This window comes from Bacillus sp. BS98 (assembly GCF_008432245.1).
GTDB lineage: Bacteria > Bacillota > Bacilli > Bacillales > Bacillaceae_G > Bacillus_A > Bacillus_A toyonensis.
The window spans coordinates 919,237-935,324 of record NZ_CP043830.1 but is presented as its reverse complement, the minus strand read 5'-3'; the positions used below and the strand labels follow the sequence as shown (position 1 = coordinate 935,324).

General features: G+C 31.6%; 23 protein-coding genes and 6 pseudogenes. 5 read left to right on the top strand and 24 right to left on the bottom strand.

From position 1 onward, the window contains the following. The first annotated feature begins 575 nt into the window (after positions 1-575). The gene (gene blaIII, locus F0362_RS04860; RefSeq protein WP_000497833.1) at positions 576-1,523 is read left to right on the top strand and encodes a class A beta-lactamase BlaIII; all 948 of its coding nucleotides are present in this window, start codon (positions 576-578) and stop codon (positions 1,521-1,523) included. 217 nt (positions 1,524-1,740) lie between these two features. Here the strand turns inward: blaIII and F0362_RS30440 are convergent, their stop codons facing one another. The 7 genes from F0362_RS30440 to F0362_RS04835 form a co-directional block, all read right to left on the bottom strand. After that, positions 1,741-1,899, bottom strand: coding sequence for a hypothetical protein (locus F0362_RS30440; protein WP_002105584.1), 159 nt, complete (start codon positions 1,897-1,899; stop codon positions 1,741-1,743). Between the two features lie 144 nt (positions 1,900-2,043). Further along, entirely contained in the window at positions 2,044-2,205 is a 162-nt protein-coding gene (locus F0362_RS30435; protein WP_000633634.1) for a hypothetical protein, read from the bottom strand. A gap of 288 nt (positions 2,206-2,493) precedes the next feature. Then, entirely contained in the window at positions 2,494-2,898 is a 405-nt protein-coding gene (locus F0362_RS04855) for a hypothetical protein (RefSeq protein WP_000598101.1), read from the bottom strand. A 317-nt stretch (positions 2,899-3,215) separates the two neighbouring features. Further along, on the bottom strand, positions 3,216-3,617 hold the full coding sequence (locus F0362_RS04850; RefSeq protein WP_000757424.1) for a DUF1433 domain-containing protein: 402 nt from the start codon (positions 3,615-3,617) through the stop codon (positions 3,216-3,218). 77 nt (positions 3,618-3,694) lie between these two features. Continuing rightward, entirely contained in the window at positions 3,695-4,084 is a 390-nt protein-coding gene (locus F0362_RS04845; protein ID WP_000757423.1) for a DUF1433 domain-containing protein, read from the bottom strand. Positions 4,085-4,165: 81 nt separating this feature from the next. Continuing rightward, positions 4,166-4,552 (bottom strand): DUF1433 domain-containing protein, encoded by a 387-nt coding sequence (locus tag F0362_RS04840; protein WP_000757438.1) that lies wholly within the window; start codon positions 4,550-4,552, stop codon positions 4,166-4,168. An 82-nt stretch (positions 4,553-4,634) separates the two neighbouring features. Beyond that, positions 4,635-5,018, bottom strand: coding sequence for a DUF1433 domain-containing protein (locus F0362_RS04835; protein WP_000728331.1), 384 nt, complete (start codon positions 5,016-5,018; stop codon positions 4,635-4,637). Between the two features lie 58 nt (positions 5,019-5,076). Here F0362_RS04835 and F0362_RS04830 point away from each other — a divergent pair, with 58 nt between their 5' ends. From F0362_RS04830 to F0362_RS04820, 3 genes and pseudogenes are all read left to right on the top strand, one after another. After that, entirely contained in the window at positions 5,077-6,258 is a 1,182-nt protein-coding gene (locus F0362_RS04830) for an alpha/beta hydrolase family protein (RefSeq protein ID WP_149889680.1), read from the top strand. Between the two features lie 12 nt (positions 6,259-6,270). Beyond that, a complete protein-coding gene (locus F0362_RS04825) occupies positions 6,271-6,654 on the top strand; it encodes a hypothetical protein (protein WP_000968640.1) in 384 nt (127 codons plus the stop codon). Between the two features lie 174 nt (positions 6,655-6,828). Beyond that, a pseudogene (locus F0362_RS04820) lies at positions 6,829-7,068 on the top strand (tyrosine-type recombinase/integrase); the annotation flags it as partial. Between the two features lie 84 nt (positions 7,069-7,152). Here the strand turns inward: F0362_RS04820 and F0362_RS04815 are convergent. The 13 genes and pseudogenes from F0362_RS04815 to F0362_RS04760 form a co-directional block, all read right to left on the bottom strand. Next, complete coding sequence (locus F0362_RS04815; RefSeq protein ID WP_000242739.1) at positions 7,153-7,434, bottom strand: hypothetical protein; 282 nt, start codon at positions 7,432-7,434, stop codon at positions 7,153-7,155. Positions 7,435-7,455: 21 nt separating this feature from the next. Continuing rightward, complete coding sequence (locus F0362_RS04810) at positions 7,456-7,689, bottom strand: DUF4176 domain-containing protein (RefSeq protein WP_073990571.1); 234 nt, start codon at positions 7,687-7,689, stop codon at positions 7,456-7,458. Between the two features lie 282 nt (positions 7,690-7,971). Then, a complete protein-coding gene (locus tag F0362_RS04805) occupies positions 7,972-8,622 on the bottom strand; it encodes a Yip1 family protein (RefSeq protein ID WP_000449717.1) in 651 nt (216 codons plus the stop codon). Positions 8,623-8,854: 232 nt separating this feature from the next. Further along, positions 8,855-8,992: an EndoU domain-containing protein gene (locus F0362_RS31340; protein ID WP_073990573.1), complete on the bottom strand. Its 138-nt coding sequence runs from the start codon at positions 8,990-8,992 to the stop codon at positions 8,855-8,857. Between the two features lie 42 nt (positions 8,993-9,034). After that, the gene (locus F0362_RS04795; protein WP_000748161.1) at positions 9,035-9,706 is read right to left on the bottom strand and encodes a hypothetical protein; all 672 of its coding nucleotides are present in this window, start codon (positions 9,704-9,706) and stop codon (positions 9,035-9,037) included. Positions 9,707-10,037: 331 nt separating this feature from the next. Then, positions 10,038-10,388: pseudogene (locus tag F0362_RS04790) on the bottom strand (SMI1/KNR4 family protein); the annotation flags it as partial. A gap of 19 nt (positions 10,389-10,407) precedes the next feature. Then, the gene (locus F0362_RS04785) at positions 10,408-10,860 is read right to left on the bottom strand and encodes a YrhA family protein (RefSeq protein WP_061529545.1); all 453 of its coding nucleotides are present in this window, start codon (positions 10,858-10,860) and stop codon (positions 10,408-10,410) included. A 140-nt stretch (positions 10,861-11,000) separates the two neighbouring features. Continuing rightward, a complete protein-coding gene (locus F0362_RS04780) occupies positions 11,001-11,570 on the bottom strand; it encodes an imm11 family protein (protein WP_000707075.1) in 570 nt (189 codons plus the stop codon). A gap of 34 nt (positions 11,571-11,604) precedes the next feature. Next, positions 11,605-11,965: pseudogene (locus F0362_RS04775) on the bottom strand (AHH domain-containing protein). Continuing rightward, positions 11,934-12,050 (bottom strand): annotated as a pseudogene (locus tag F0362_RS30795) (hypothetical protein); the annotation flags it as partial. The pseudogenes F0362_RS30795 and F0362_RS04775, both read right to left, overlap by 32 nt. Positions 12,051-12,159: 109 nt before the next feature. Then, positions 12,160-12,351 (bottom strand): hypothetical protein, encoded by a 192-nt coding sequence (locus F0362_RS04770; RefSeq protein ID WP_001147553.1) that lies wholly within the window; start codon positions 12,349-12,351, stop codon positions 12,160-12,162. 11 nt (positions 12,352-12,362) lie between these two features. Then, a pseudogene (locus F0362_RS04765) lies at positions 12,363-12,446 on the bottom strand (DUF4176 domain-containing protein); the annotation flags it as partial. A 22-nt stretch (positions 12,447-12,468) separates the two neighbouring features. Next, positions 12,469-13,137 carry a hypothetical protein gene (locus F0362_RS04760; protein WP_016513836.1) on the bottom strand — a complete coding sequence of 223 codons (669 nt, stop codon included), beginning with the start codon at positions 13,135-13,137 and terminating at the stop codon, positions 12,469-12,471. A 40-nt stretch (positions 13,138-13,177) separates the two neighbouring features. Between F0362_RS04760 and F0362_RS30790 the strand changes: the two are divergent. Further along, a pseudogene (locus tag F0362_RS30790) lies at positions 13,178-13,511 on the top strand (tyrosine-type recombinase/integrase); the annotation flags it as partial. Between the two features lie 80 nt (positions 13,512-13,591). Here F0362_RS30790 and F0362_RS04750 read toward each other — a convergent pair. From F0362_RS04750 to F0362_RS04735, 4 genes are read right to left on the bottom strand one after another with little or no spacing between them, the layout of a single operon-like run. Then, the gene (locus tag F0362_RS04750) at positions 13,592-13,801 is read right to left on the bottom strand and encodes a hypothetical protein (protein WP_149889679.1); all 210 of its coding nucleotides are present in this window, start codon (positions 13,799-13,801) and stop codon (positions 13,592-13,594) included. Between the two features lie 3 nt (positions 13,802-13,804). Continuing rightward, the gene (locus tag F0362_RS04745; protein ID WP_000595046.1) at positions 13,805-14,275 is read right to left on the bottom strand and encodes a hypothetical protein; all 471 of its coding nucleotides are present in this window, start codon (positions 14,273-14,275) and stop codon (positions 13,805-13,807) included. Between the two features lie 18 nt (positions 14,276-14,293). Then, positions 14,294-15,718, bottom strand: a complete 1,425-nt coding sequence (locus F0362_RS04740) for a pre-toxin TG domain-containing protein (protein WP_000056150.1) — start codon at positions 15,716-15,718, stop codon at positions 14,294-14,296. Beyond that, on the bottom strand, positions 15,715-16,077 hold the full coding sequence (locus F0362_RS04735; protein WP_000373346.1) for a DUF3958 family protein: 363 nt from the start codon (positions 16,075-16,077) through the stop codon (positions 15,715-15,717). The genes F0362_RS04740 and F0362_RS04735 overlap by 4 nt, the downstream gene beginning before the upstream one ends. Between the last annotated feature and the right edge of the window lie 11 nt (positions 16,078-16,088).

Sequence of the window (16,088 nt, the reverse complement as noted above, 5' to 3'; positions counted from 1 at the left end):
CGTTTATCTAAAAAAGCATAATTCATTAATATACAATTTAAAAACCTCTACTTATATGTAGAGGTTTTTGTATGACGAAAAAACACGTAGTTCCATTGTTATTTTACAAACCCCAAATTCTTCCTCATCTTAAAGTGGAACAAATTTATCACTTAGAGTGTCTAATAAGTGTATTTCTAATATGAGTTGTCCAAATTGGAGACAACATATCCCGTTTGACATCTATTTTTATGTATTACAAAAAAATGAAAGGACTTATTATCCCAAAAAGTGAAAAATATACATCGTAATACTACTGTTAAGTATTACAAGTTTAATACTTTCACAGGTGAACCATTACAAGTGAAAACAAAAAAGAAACAACCCAAACCGTGAATTATCAATCATATAAAGTGAAACTTTAATCAGCCCTCACCAATCGGGCTGCCCGTTAATGCGGGATAAACGTTTTGGATGTTATTTAACCTGTGAGATTTTAGCTGCAGTAGTATTGTTCCCCTATGCCATCTTTAATTGCATTGGTATTTAGAATACCTAGACAAAATCCATATATTCTTGAAAGAGGTTGAAAATTTATGTTCGTTTTAAACAAGTTCTTTAACATTTTACATTACAAAAAGATTGTGCCTGTAGTATTACTTTCATGTGTATCACTTATAGGCTGTTCCAATAGTAATGCTCAATCTGAATCACCTAAACAAACGAATCAAGCTAATCAAATTAAACAAGAAAATACAGGTAATCAATCTTTTGCTAAACTTGAAAAAGAATATGATGCTAAGCTTGGTATTTATGCACTGGACACAGGTACGAATCAAACTGTTACTTATCATTCAGATGATCGTTTTGCATTTGCATCTACATCTAAATCATTAGCTGTGGGCGCTCTTTTGATCAAGAACTCATTAGAAGCTCTTGATCAAAAGATTAGGTATACTCATGAAGATCTTTCTAATTATAATCCAATTACTGAAAAGCATGTTGATACAGGAATGACATTAAAAGAACTTGCAGATGCTTCAGTTCGATATAGTGACAGCACAGCACATAATTTGATTCTTAAACAGTTAGGAGGGCCCTCTGAATTTGAAAAAATCTTGAGAGAAATGGGAGATACTGTTACTACTTCAGAACGATTTGAACCTGAATTAAATGAAGTGCATCCAGGAGAAACACATGATACCAGTACACCAGAAGCGATAGCTAAGACACTTCAATCATTTACATTAGGAACTGCACTTCCAATAGAAAAACGTGAACTATTAGTAGATTGGATGAAGAGAAATACAACTGGAGATAAATTGATTCGTGCGGGCGTACCAAAAGGATGGGAAGTAGCTGATAAAACAGGCGCGGGATCTTACGGAACAAGAAATGATATCGCAATTATTTGGCCACCAAATAAAAAACCAATTGTTCTTGCTATACTTTCTAATCATGATAAAGAGGATGCTAAATACGATGATAAACTTATTGCAGACGCAACCAAAGTCGTGTTAAATACCTTAAAAGCTACGGAATAAATGATAATAGATTAAAAGTTTTCTATTTTAGGCGGGTGTTTTCATCAACTAAAAATTTAATAGTGTCCCAAAAACGAAATTTGGTGCTAACTTGTAATAAAAGGCTCATTTTTATTGTTTGGAGATAAATCGTTCTTTAAGCTTGATGGCGATTTGGTGCTATCTCTAAAACATCTGGATTTTAATAGCCAACTAAAAAATGCAAACAAAAAGACCTTTAATCAGTCGTTTTGTTTGCATTTCCTTTTTCTAAAACCACAGAAAAGATAAGTACTATAGTTAACACCATAATAAATCTTACTTCACTTCCATCACTTACAAAAAATGAATACAAAGTATAAATTAAAATTAATATTCCATAAATAATTTTGTGCAATGTACTCCCTCCTTTTTACCGTATATATTTTAGTATAAAAGTTTGATTCAAGTCCTATATCCAAATGAAAATCACCTGTTATATACACAAAATACTTTTCTCTTGTTAATTTATCTATTTTCACTATATTTATCTATTTTCTTTTTATAACTCAAACTTCTTCGAATCGTACTTTTCTAGAGTTCGCTGCAATTCATTTTGTTCATATGGAATATGTTGATCTGTCTGTACATCTTCAACATTTTCTCCACCTGTTAATAATCTCCTGTACTTAAAAGAGTGCCCTGTTAATACTGTTGTAATCATTTTGTATTGCCCTCCTTTTGTTTGATTACTTGTATCATAAAACAAGTATCTGAAGTTGATATGTAGTTTACCTAGAGTGTATGTAAATTTAAAAAATTTCTAATAAAATGTTTATGTTGTAACGTTACCAACAAAACTAGCGCTTCCAACACCATGATTTGAAGAGACAGTAACCCATATTCTAGCTTGAATTCCCTCTACAGTTCTATATTAAGTAAAACCAGTTGATCCCTATAATATAAAAAGAGCATCACTTTTTGGATGCTCTTCGTTATAACTATATATTATTTAATTTCCTTCTTTTGCTGGTACCATTTTTCCTTCTTGAGAGTCTGTACCCTCTGTTCTTTCAACAGTTTTTGCATGTTCTAGTTTTTCAGCGGCTCCCATTTCAAATCCAGGTTGAGAATCTGTACCTTCTTTTGTTGGTACCATTTTTCCTTCTTGAGAACCTGTACCTTCTGTTCTTTCAACAGTTTTTGCGTCTCCTTTAGGAGTTGCTGGCACTGCATCTTTAGGTAAATCAAAGTTTTGTGAGAAAGACGTTGTTCCATCTGCACTCTGTGTAATTACTTGATTTGAACTATTTTCATTTGACTTTAAATTGTCCATTTTCGCATCATCTGCACCTACTGCACCTCCCGCTACCAATCCTGTACTTAAAAGTGTCCCTGCTAATAACGTTTTAATCATTTTTCATTACCTCCTGTTTATTTTTAATATTCATCAAGAAAGTATCTAGAGTTAATGTTTTAGTCATTATCTTTATCTACTTGCTTTTTGATTACATTTAGCATAAGACAAGAATCTATAGTTGATATGGACTGTATCTGGAGATTATGTAAAGAAAAATAGAGGATCAATTGTATATCCTAATGGATGCTTAGACAAAATTGAAACTTTATATGAGTTTGAACAATTGAGTTCCCCTTTGTTTTTGGGTGTGAGGTTTTTAGCTGGAGTGAAGTGAGGGACTAACCTTTTCTAATTTGAAAGCAAACTTTTTATTATTAGTTTACTTTCATATTTTCAACTCTTTTATTTTCCTTCTCTTCTTTCTCAATTTCAGATACTGATTTTTCAGGATTTTTTATAAGTTTTCCTAATTTCCCAGAACGCGTAAATTTGTCTTCAAAGTTTTCAGTTGTACTTATACTAGCTATAAAATCTAATTCTTTATTATGATTTATATAGCCTTTTATATGAGGAACTCCCATTGGACTTATCTTATTTTCTGTAAATGTAATAGATTTTACATCTTTAATATTATAGTGAATATACTTTTCTACTCGGTCTTTTTGTTCATTCCAAAATTTTTCTTCTTTTTCTTTTTGTTTTAAGTATTCAATAGTAAAATACCCTCCTGCTATGAGCATCACAGCAGATACAACTAAAATCATTACTTTCTTCATTGGAAATTCTCCTTATAAAAAACACTTACCAATGCATTTTTCTTAGAATGGGATACAAAAAAAGAGTAGTTCAAAGACTACTCTTGTCTTTTTTCTTTCTCTTCTTTTTCAATTTTGGATACAGAATTTGCTGGTTTTTTTATTAGTTTTCCAAGTTCTCCAGAACGTGTGAAATCATCTTCGAAATTTTCTGTAGTACTTATACTAGCTATAAAATCTAATTCTTCATTATGATTTATATGGCCTTCTAAATAAGGAACTCCCATTGGACTTACATCTTTTTTTGTAAACGTAATAGATTTTACATCTTCAATATTATAACGAATATACTTTTCTACTCGTGCTTCCTGTACTTTCCAAAATTGTTCTTCTTTTTCTTTTTCTTTTTGTTTTAAGTATTCCATTGTAAAATACCCTCCTGCTATGAGTATCACAGCAGATACAACCAAAATCATTACTTTCTTCATTAGAAATCCCCTTATATTCAAAGCTAGTTAACATATGCTCTTTCTAAAATAGGGTACAGAAACCAAGAGTAGTTTCAAGAACTACTCTTGGTTTTTTGCTTTCTCTTCTTTTTCAATTTCGGATACTGATTTTTCAGGTTTTTTTACATACTTATCATATAATTCCCCTGAACACCCAAACTTATCCTCAAAATTATCTGTAGTACTTATACTAGCATCAAACCATAATTCTTTATCATCATTTATATATCCTTCTACAGAAGGAACACCCATCGGACTTATATCATGTTTTGTAAACGTAATAGATTTTACATCTTGAATATTGTAATGAATATATTTTTCTACTCTTGTTTCTTGTGTTTTCCAAAACTTTTCTTCTTTTTCTTTTTGTTTTAAGTATTCCATTGTAAAATACCCTCCTGCTATGAGCACCACAACAGATACAACCAAAATCATTACTTTCTTCATTAGAAATTCCCCTTATAAAAAAATTACCATTGCATTCTTCTTAAAATGGGATAGAGAAGAGAAGAAAAGAGTAGTGCAAAGACTACTCTTGTTTTTTTTCCTTCTCTTCTTTTTCAATTTCAGATACTGATTTTTCAGGGTCTTTTATTAGTTTTCCAAGTTCTCCAGAACGCGAGAATTTATCTTCAAAGTTTTCTGTAGTACTTATACTAGCATTAAACCACAATTCCTTATCATCATTTATATATCCTTTTATATAAGGAATACCCATTGGATTTACTTTATGTTCTGTAAATGTGATAGATTTTACATCCTGAATATTATAACGAATATACTTTTCTACTCGTACTTCTTGTACTTTCCAAAACTTTTCCTCTTCTTCTTTTTGTTTTAAGTATTCCATAGTAAAATATCCTCCTGCTATAATACAAATAATGGATAAAATAATTACCAATTTCTTTTTCATTTAAAATCCCCTTGTATTTGAATATAGTTAAAATATACCATGAAACGAGTTGAAACATATGAGTGAATTCAAAAAAAATCCAATTGCGACAGATGAAGATTATTTCGAGTTATCAAGTAACGTTTATGACGATGATTCTTTACACAAAGGAGCGGAAATAAAAGGGGTAGATGGTAAGAAATGGGTAGTTATAGAATCAATTAATGCAGATTGTCAAAAAGTAAAAAATGGATTAGAAGCTATTGCAGTAGTACCGAAAAAAGATTACAAAGAAAATGCAACACATTATGATTATATAATCCTAGCATTTCGTGGGACAGAGCCTAACCAATTAGCAGATTTCGAAACAGATATCGATCAGATTACGTTTGGAATTAAAACACATTCTAAAGTAATTACTCCAAGTAACAGTCAAACTATAAAACCTGATTCTGAAACATCATTTGATACTGGATTAAAATGGGCAAAAAATGACATCGTAGCAAAATATAACCCTTCTTCTCTTCATACCACTGGACATAGTAAAGGTGGTGCAGAAGCAGACCTTATCGCTGCAGAATTAGATTGTTATGCAACTACATGGGCTGCACCAAATCCTTATCGTATACTAAGTCCTGAAGCAAAAAAACGAGTAGATAAAGGGGAGATGGAAAATAAGGCTACGGATTATACACATGAGAATGACCCAATTGGTAACCACACTCAATTCGGTGCACCTCTAATTGGTAAGCAATACACAGTGAGACAGAACGATACAAAACAAGGACTTTTTACACGTTTAACTATGGACGGACACGGCAGAGATACATTTAGAGGAACATTTCATTCAAATGGAAGTCCCCTATTAAAATTAGAGCCTGAAGATATTATAAGACAAGCACAAAAAATCCAATTGCTCAGTAATCGATTATCAGATATCGCAAAAAATATAGAAGAGTTTCAAAGAAGAGAAGCTGAAGCGGTTCAAAAGTTGAAAAGTCAATTAAAATATGAAACAGGGCCAGGTGGGAAATATCATCTATTAGAAGCATACGAAATAGATGAAGCCATCTCACGAATTGCCAGAACGAAAGAAGGTGGAAATGACTATTTTCACGATGTACACATAGCAGAAGAATTAATTCATCTTTTAAGAAAAGAACAAAAAAGTTTAAGTAGATTTGGGGACGAAATTAGTGATGCAGCAAATTCACTAAGAGATAAAGACAATCAATTAGCAGGGAATTTTCAGTTTAGATAAGGAGATAATTATATGATGGATTTTATGGGGGAAATTAAAAAGATAGAAAAGCAAATCGAAAGTGTTACAGGAGATTTAGCGGATCAGGTTGTTGAGGAGTTACAAGCTGCTAAAAAACAGATTGAAAGAGAAATGCAGCGTATGATGTTAAAAACAGAAGTAGGGTTTAAATCAATAGACATTATAAAAGAAGATACATATGCTCTTCAAAAAAACATAGGGGTATTTCATGAATTACAAACAAGTCTAAGAGATATAGCAGCAGAACTAGAGAAAAGTTTCGAAAGTAAAACTGGTAGTAAAATAAATGAAACATTAAAAAAATATGAAAAACAAATTAACAACAACATTTTTAATGAGCATGTTCACTTAGCAAACAGTTGCGGAAAAAAATAAGGGAAATAGAAAAAAGTCCTCTTAATATAGGACTCTTTTTTTGTTATTCCTGAAACATTGCCTTCTCAACAATTCCCTTAATATCCTCAATTCATATAACAAAAGTATACATTCAAAATCCTATAAACAAAGAGGTCGAAAATCTATGAATAAAAACCACATATTATTGATGTCCAACCCATTAGTAAGATTCAGGCTTATCGACAATTGCAAAAAGCCGGAGATTTTGCCAATGTAGAATCCATTGGTACTCACACCATGCGAAAAACCTTCGGCTATTGGTTCTATAAACAAACAAAAGATGTTGCTATGTTACAAGAAATTCTTAACCATAGCACACCACACATCCCCCTGAAATATATTGGAATTAATAAAGAAGAAAAAGATAATATTCTTGATACATTTCAAATTTAATTCACTTAAAATTACTATTTCAATCATCATAAAAAAGACCTTTTATTTTAAAATAAAAGGTCTTTTTTTATAAACATATATGTATTAAGATTTATATTTTTTTACTGTACAAGGAATAGTTACAATGTACAAATCTATAGCATAGATTGTAACCCAGATACCTTTACCTTCAGCTTCTAACTTTTTATCTAGTTGAGACAAATGCTCTGAAACTTTTCTTTTTCCCCATCTTCTAGGAAACCATTGAAAAACCTTAGGAACATTATATTTTTTATTATACCAAGTATTCAATCTCCAAAAAATGAAAAAAACCAAAACAATAATTATGATGCGAAAAATATCAGAATATGAAATTCCTAAAACCATATTATATTTTCTCCATTTCCACTAAAACTCAGATAATTTACTTCTTAATTCTAATTCATCCTCTGTTTCGAAACCCTTAAATAATAAATGAATTATTTGATTATGATTAAAAAACACATTATATTCTTTTGATAAATTACCATGAGGATATGGACAAGAAACATAATCGCATAATTTATTATCAGCTTGTTGTTGCTTTCTTCCATAAATCATAAGAGGTTGATTAATTTCTTCTATAAGAGCTACAGAACCAATTGGTAATAATTAGCCTCCAATTGGAAAATAAGGGACAAACAAGGACAATCTACTCAGCTACCCTAAGATTTTAATGGTTTAATATTTTGATTTTCAAGTTTGCCTTCACAAATTCCTGTTAACACTGATAATAAGAAAAACAGGCCGTAACGGGCGATCAATTTGATCATAAAGGTCATACGCTTCGCCAAGTGGAACATCCGAATCATGTGGTTGTTCACCCTGTAACAATTACTACCAGCAAGTAGAAAACGTTTGGATAAATAAAAAGCAAATAAATTATTAAAAGATTGTAACCCCTACTATAAGAAATACTATTATTACTAAAGGAAGAATGATAATCATAAAGGACACTATTATTGTTAATAATGCTTTCCATGCTGAAAATTGGTGTGCTTCTCCTAAACATTTTAAGGAAATAATGATTGTCCAAATTCCAATAACTATATCGATTATGGCAAAAATAAGAAACAAAATCGTTAAAGTTATGCTACTCTCCATTTTCGGTGTCTCACTCGTAAAGTTTTCTATCCCAAACAAGAAAAATGAAGGCACCCAAACTAATATAAGAGAATAAACGTAAGGGATATAAGAATAGGCAACTGAGTAACGTGTTTTTTCAAATGTACCTTGTCCACCAAGTTTTTTTGCCACCCAATTAAATAACGCTGGTAGCAAAAAATAATAAATTAAGAAAGCAACGAAGGTACCGAATATAACCATTGAGATTATTGAAACTGGACTACTTATTGAATCCGCCATATTTTTAGAAGATGCTCGATCTAAAGTCTGTACGAATGAGCCTAGTAAAATGAGTAAAAACACATTCTTAGGTTTGGATATAAAAATTTCTTTCATTGTATCACGTGGTTTTGTCCAAATGGAGAACCAAGGATTAAGCGCACGTTTAAATTGATTTTCTGGAGTTTCCATATAAAAAACATTCCCCTTTCTTAAAACACATTAAATATAAATCCCTAATTATCCCAATTATGTACATATAAATATTAAAGCATAAATAGTCGATTATTTAAATGTAAATATTCAATCATTTAATTTCATCTGAAACTTAGGGGGAGTTCTTCTTAGCAATTACCTCTATATTTTCTTGCATTTTTAACTATGGACTGAGTAGTTACTTTCATTTTTGAGTACCCCACATTCTTTAATACATTGGATAAACAGTTATAATCTTACCATTAATAAGAACAAACCTAATTTCCATTCCTTGAGATGTTTTACCAGAATATAACCTTCCACCTATACATCTTTTATCGCTATAAGCCTCGTGAATGGCTTCCATAAGAAGAATGCGATTATATACTTGAAATGCAACAAATTCTCTTTAAAAGCCTATACGTATTTTCCCTCCATCTTCTATATGCTTCCGTAAATAATAATACTTATGGAGTTCTATAATCATATAAAACAAAACAAACGAAATCACTGTGCATGCAGACATAAATACAATGGCCCCCATCTGTTGTGTTGCAATGCTAAGAATTATATTAGCAATTAACTGCCCCGATCCCGCTGCAATAGTTGCTACTTTTACACCACCAGTTCCTTTCGCTGATTTTGATTTTTTTCTTGGTTCCTGAAGTTTTTCAATATGATTTTTATAAAAATAATACAAAGCAAAACCATACAAACCAAATGAAAGAATAAAATAGATGGGAGTTTGTAATTGTAACACTTCATAAGCATATTTTTGAGTTATAACCAATAATCCGACTGAACATATGGCGCCATATACTCCTCGAAATAGGGTGTATTGTAATTGTCGTTTCCGAGGATTGATAGCAATCCATATCGCCCACAAATTTAAAAAAATAACTGGAGGAGTTACTATATATACATAGAGTAATTGAAAAGGATTTGCGAACGCAGGCAAAAGAACAAACACGTCTGCCCCCAAAAGGACAAGAACAATTACGTGGACTCTTATTTCATTTACAGGATAAAGAGCCATATAATGTGCAAAAGCTTTCTTATTAAAATCTATACTTTTTTTCATGTTAATTAAACCACCCTGCTACTGTTGACCAAGTTTTTTTCATTTTCCCTTTAATACATAATGAGTAAAATTTGAATCGGTTAATTTTACTAAAAATATTATGAGATTTTGTTGCGAATTTTCAAACATCAAATCTTTCTATTGAATATTAGCATATAATCAATTCTAATCATGAAACATTCTACTTTTTTTGCTTTGATTATTTCTAAAATACTGAAAATAACCCCTAAATCAAATATTTTTCAGCGTTAGAGATATTATTCCCAAATTTAATAATAGGTGCATTTAATCCAAATCTTTCATTCCATTAATTAATCTTAATACCCAATCACTCTTTAAATTTAATTGTTAAAAAGTTAAGTTCTGTTACTTCAAAAAACACTAATGAATCATCATCATCTACATCATCTAGGTTTGGATTATATTCATAAATATCTTGCCTTAAACGGAAATCTGCAACTGAAATCGGGTCCATAAATCTGTTGAAAAACGTTCTTGTATCAGACTTTAAAAAACCACAACCTATTTCTTGATAAAAGCGTTTCAGTTCTTTTGGAAGTTCCATTTGTAATAAGCTTTCTGCCTCATCTATCTCATCTTGATATATAGGATAGAAAATAGGTTTTTGTTTAGAACGGACACTTCTGTCTGCTACAACATATTCTTTTAAAAAATTAAACATAATTTTTAATACCCCCCTATTAAAGAAGAGTTATTTTTAACGCTTCCTCAAGCATTGTATTAAAATCATTATATGTGTTCATTACCGTACTTGATGGTTTATCAAGTTCTAAATAAGTACCGTCTGATAAGCTCTTACAAAACCACGCAATATTTGAATCGCCAAAGAAAAGATACTCTTTTTGAAATTCATTTTCATACCAAATCTCATTCGTGTCTATAAAGCCGCAAATATGTTCATCTTTTTTTGTTTCTAGTAAAGAAGAATCAACTCCGTAAAGTACCAGTCCATCAAAGTCTAAACCATTTACAGTTTTAAGAAACTCTTCGTATTCCCTCGGTAAATCAACATTAAATTTCTCTTTTACATGTTCTCTTAATCTTTGAACTTCAGTATCCGTTGCAGGTGTATTCAGCTTATAATTAACACTTTTCAATATATCTCCAATTTCCAAAATCAGATTTTTCCACATATAAAATTCACCATTGCTTCAGCTTGAATCAGTTCAAAAATTTCTTTTTCATTTCCCTCATAATTGTTTAACATTCTTAGAATTTTTAAATCCTTTACATCCATGTCACTAACTCCTATCAATTATTTTAGGCCTTTCTTTTATATGTTGGCTTCTAAATCCCATACCTCTATAAATTCAAAACCTTTTAAATCACTTTCTAACACTGTATTTCTAAATTCATCTGATACAAAAACGGAAGGAATATGTAATATTTCATTTAAGTAAACTTTGAATATTGTTTGGTTCTTAACCATATTAGGTAAGAATGCGTATTTTTTGAAATCTATTACTAAACCAGAACGTAGTTTCTTTAGTATAGCTTTCTCATAGTCAATAGCATCTAGTGCATTTAAAACGTTAATTATATAATACACTTCTCCCGTCACATCATGAATTAGGGGAAGAAATTCTACATTATCACCAAGTATAGACTCTAAGAATTTTTTAGCTTTCCCACTAACCATTGGTGTACCAACTTCTCCCCAAAAGTGAGGCAAATTACTTTGATTTCCTTCTTCTACACATTTAATACGTATTTCTCCCCATGAATCAGATGCTTTTACTGCCGAGTCAATTTTTCCTTCAAAATACTTTTTAGAATCTTCTAAGTTCAACAGTTGAAAGGATTCATAGTCATCAAATGAACTCTTTAATTCCCAAATTTTCATTTTTACTCTCCTTTGTTATTTTTCTATTATAAGATTACTCTTTCTTCGGTTTATTTAATTTTAATTCACCATTCAATAAACGCTCTCTTATATCATGTAAGGCGTCAACAGCATCTTCTTGAGTACCGCCCCGTTTCTTAACAAGACTTAATACTCTCTACTTTAAGTATGTACTCTGAACTATGCTTTCCTATGTGTAAGACCTCAGTAGTCACGTATTCATTAACTTTATAAGGTAAAAATACTCCATTAGCCGCCGAATCATGGTCTATCCCAAATTCCTTTAATAATTTTTGTGCCTTTTCTGCCCTACTATCGTTCCAAGGTGTTAGATGATGTGCTGCATTAGAATATGGGAGTGGTTCAATCCCTGCATCTTTTCCCCCATGCTCCAATCGCTTTTTCTGCGTTATGAATCCCTCCAAAACCAGGATGTAGTGGCAGCGGAACACCAACAGCTTGACCACCACCAATATGGTGATGGACTAATTTAGTTCCACGTAATCCGGTAAAATCATATTGTGGAAATTCCCCTCTAAATCCTTAATGATTTATTCATATTTTGAATTCCTCTATCACATAAGTAATATCATTTCTTATTAAATTTACTGTGTACCAGTTCAAAGAATTTATTTGCACCAAGTGAAATTGCGCCAATAATAAGAACACCAATAATAAAATAAATCTTTTTAAATAAGTTGTAAGGAGATAAAATAGCAACTACAAGAAGTATTATAATTGCAACGAATGTGACTAGTTTTCCAACTTTAAATGCTTGCATATCAGCTTTCCTCCTTCTGGATAAAAACAGCCAATATAGTCATACATCACAGGTTCTTTAAGCATAAGTTTTTGTTTCCTTCCATAAATCACAATACTTAACATTCAATAAACCTCTTTAAAAGGCTTCGTGTGTTCTACCTCCACCTTCTATATGCTTCCTTAAATAATAATACCTATGGAGTTCCATAATGAAATGAAACAACATAAACGAAAGCATGGAGTATACACACATTAATACAATTGCTACCATCTTTTGTGTTGCAAAACCAAGACTGATATTAGCAATGAGTTGACCCAATCCTACAAAAGCCACTACTCCAAAACCAGAGTTTTTTTTCGATGATTTTGATTTTTTGATTGGTTCCTGAAGTTTTTTAATATGATTTTTATAATAATAATTCAAAGCAAAAATATACAAACCAACCGAAAAAATAAAATAGATGGGAGTTTGTAATCCTAACATTCCATATGCAAACTTTTGGGTTATAACTAATAATCCTACTGAACATACGATGCCAAATACCCCACGAAATAGAGTGTATTGTAATTGCCGCTTCCTAGGATTTATAACAATCCATATTGCCCATACATTTAAAAAAGCAATTGGTGGAACTATTATGTACATATATATCGGTTGAACAGGATTCGCAAAAGCAGGTAAAAGCACAAATATATCTGCTATCCCAATGACAAGAGTAATTATAGTTGATCTTATATCATTTACAGCATAAAGAGCCATATAATATTCAAAAACTTTTTTATTAAAATCTGTATTTTTTTTCATGTTAATTAAACCACCCCGTTACTGTTGACCAAGTTTTTTTCGCACCCGTTTTCACCATATCCTTAATACTATCATCTTCACCATCACCATCTAAATCAACATCCCATTTTACACCTTCTGTGAAATATTATTCCCTTCTCGAAAAGAAGATCAACCCATTAATAAGATCTAGGCTTATCAAAAATTTCAAAAAGCCGGAGATTTTGCTGGTATCGAATCTATTGGGACTCACACCATGCGCAAAACCTTCGGCTATTGGTTCTATAAACAAACAAAAGATTTCGCTATGTTGTAAGAAATACTCAATCATAGCACCTCATAAATTACACTTAACATATATTGGTATCAATAAGGAAGAAAAAGATAATATCTGAGTTACATTTCAAATTTAAAAAATAAAAAGGGCATATCCCTTTCAGAATTGCCCTTTACCTTAAAAGTATATGTCAGCTTATTATTTATTTCTTTTCACAAAATGATGAATCCCTTCAAAGATTACTTCTTTTAAAGCTTCTGGATAATCCGAATAGCCTTCTTTTTCCATAATTATCTCCAACACTTCCCTTAAATTCCCATCAAATATTATAGTAACTCCTGGCGTTAGTTCACCAGTTTCTTCATTTTTAAATGTTTCTTTTATCATAACTACTTTATTTTCTTCCATGACCTAATCCTCTCTAACTAAATAGTTTTTATTCTCATCTTCCCAATATCTATATTCATAGGGTACTTGTTCATCAAATCGCTGTAAATAACCTCTCCAGTTATTCGGAATATATTCTTCAAAAGATATTGATTCCGGATAATTAGAATAAAAAATTAAACGCTCAAAGTCTATTAGGAAACATGGATTATAATCATAATAGGCTTCTTCTCTATTAGTTCTTAGTTCCCTTAAAAATTCTAACCTAATATCTTCTGTAAATCTTTTATATTTTTCTATTCTTTCTAAAAAGTTAGCTATTGTAGTCTCATTTAAAATACTAATGCCTTTTCTTTCCTCTGGATATTCACTAGGAGAATATCCAGCTTGATTATAATCTAAATACCATAAATCCGATTCAGTTATATACCAATTGAGCTTATTTTTATATTTTACACCTACTATAATATTTTCGGCGTATAAAGGCTTAATCATTTAACACGCTCTCCTCTCTTACTTAATAAGTTTAGCATTCCGTCCGTATTCTACCAACCACCGACTAATGGGGTCAGGTAATTCGTATGCAACACCTTCAAATCCATATTTATCAAAAATACCCTTGTCAACAATCTTAGGAGCTGTTCTACCTTGGTTAAGTGGATTAGTTTTATAACCCTTCTGAGAAATCGCATTTTCTCTAATTAAATCATCTAAATACTGTGGTACATCAAATTCCACAATATATGAGTCTGCTCGTTTATTTTTGAAATATGTAGAGTGATCTTTTCCAGTAGATACATTTAAATTATGATCTGCCCTCCATTTACTATTTAAAGAGAGTGTACCATCATCATTAACTAAAATTAACTCTTTACTATCACCACCTTGAACCCTACGATAAGTAACGTTTTCTTCTCCTACACTAGTTCCGCTGACTTTCTTATTAACTTCACTTGTACCTTTAGCTTCATTTACTTTCTCAACAGGTACTTTTTTAGTTTTATTTACAACCTTAGTAGCGTCAGCAGTCATCTTTACACCCTTACCAACTTTCGAAATTTTTCCAATTGGGGTAAGACCAGCTACTACCATCCCACCAGCTAAAAATCGGTCCAAAGTAGACAGTTTTTCTCCAGATGATGGATCAACACCATCCCAAGCCCGACGAATATCATATTCACCACTTATTTCACCAGCTATATCCCTTGCTAGTTTTTTACCATCAAAACCTTTTTCTTCTGATTCCGATGAAAATCTACCATCAATTGCTCCTTCTTCAATTGTACCACTATTTAGAAGGTTATCAGTCTGACGATTTCTATCTTCTGTAATTGTTTGAATTGAAGTTGTCCATTCCATATTCAAACCTTGTGTACTAAACGTACCACTTACGGGACTAAACCCTTTCCCACTTTGAACTTCCGCAAGACCTGCAGCAATACTAGCTGCTAATTGAAGTGCTGTACTATAATTATTACTAGAGGTCTGATTGAATTGATACAAATGATCCAGCTTTTCTTGTAGTTTTTGCCTCATAACAATAAAAAGATTTACCATGGCATCCATACCCGGCATTGGCATAGCTTGATTGACAGCTTCCATACTTGTTTTCATTCGGTCAATTTCTCGAATTTGTTCTAACACTTCTTGTTCAATAACATCTGCCTGAGCTACTTGTGATTGAAATTGACTTGGAAAGGCATTATTCTGACGGATTAGTTCTTCACATAAGTAAATAATTCCTTGTGCTAAAGGACGAAAGGTTTGTACAAAAAATGCTTTTGCACTACTATATGTTTGCCCTTGTAAAACAGTATCAACTGCAAAAGCGTCAATCGACTGAATGGCTTGTTCCATACCTTGAATGGTAGCAGTACATACAGCATTCATGCTTTGAGTTTGGCTTCGTACTTCTCCCAAATACATATTTAAACTCATGCATTGACCTCCCTTGCTAATTTTTGTTGTTGATAGGAAAGGGCGTTTTCTAAATCATTAAGGTCTCGTCTTTCTTTAAGCAACGTTTCTTTTTTGTTTTCCAATTCAAATGTGACTTTTCGTTCAATATGTTGTGCATCTTGATACGTATTCATAAAAAACTGAGACATTTCTCTATCACCATGCCAAGTTCCTAAAATTCGATCAAACAAACGACGATTTCGACTTCTACATTCATAAAAATCTGCTTCCGCTTGTTCTTGAGCTTGAATCGCAGATTGATTTCGGTCCTGTTCTTCAAATACACTTCGTAACTTTAGATTTAACTCTTTAATTTGATTTTCAATATCCCGATCCATCTTTTTCCTCC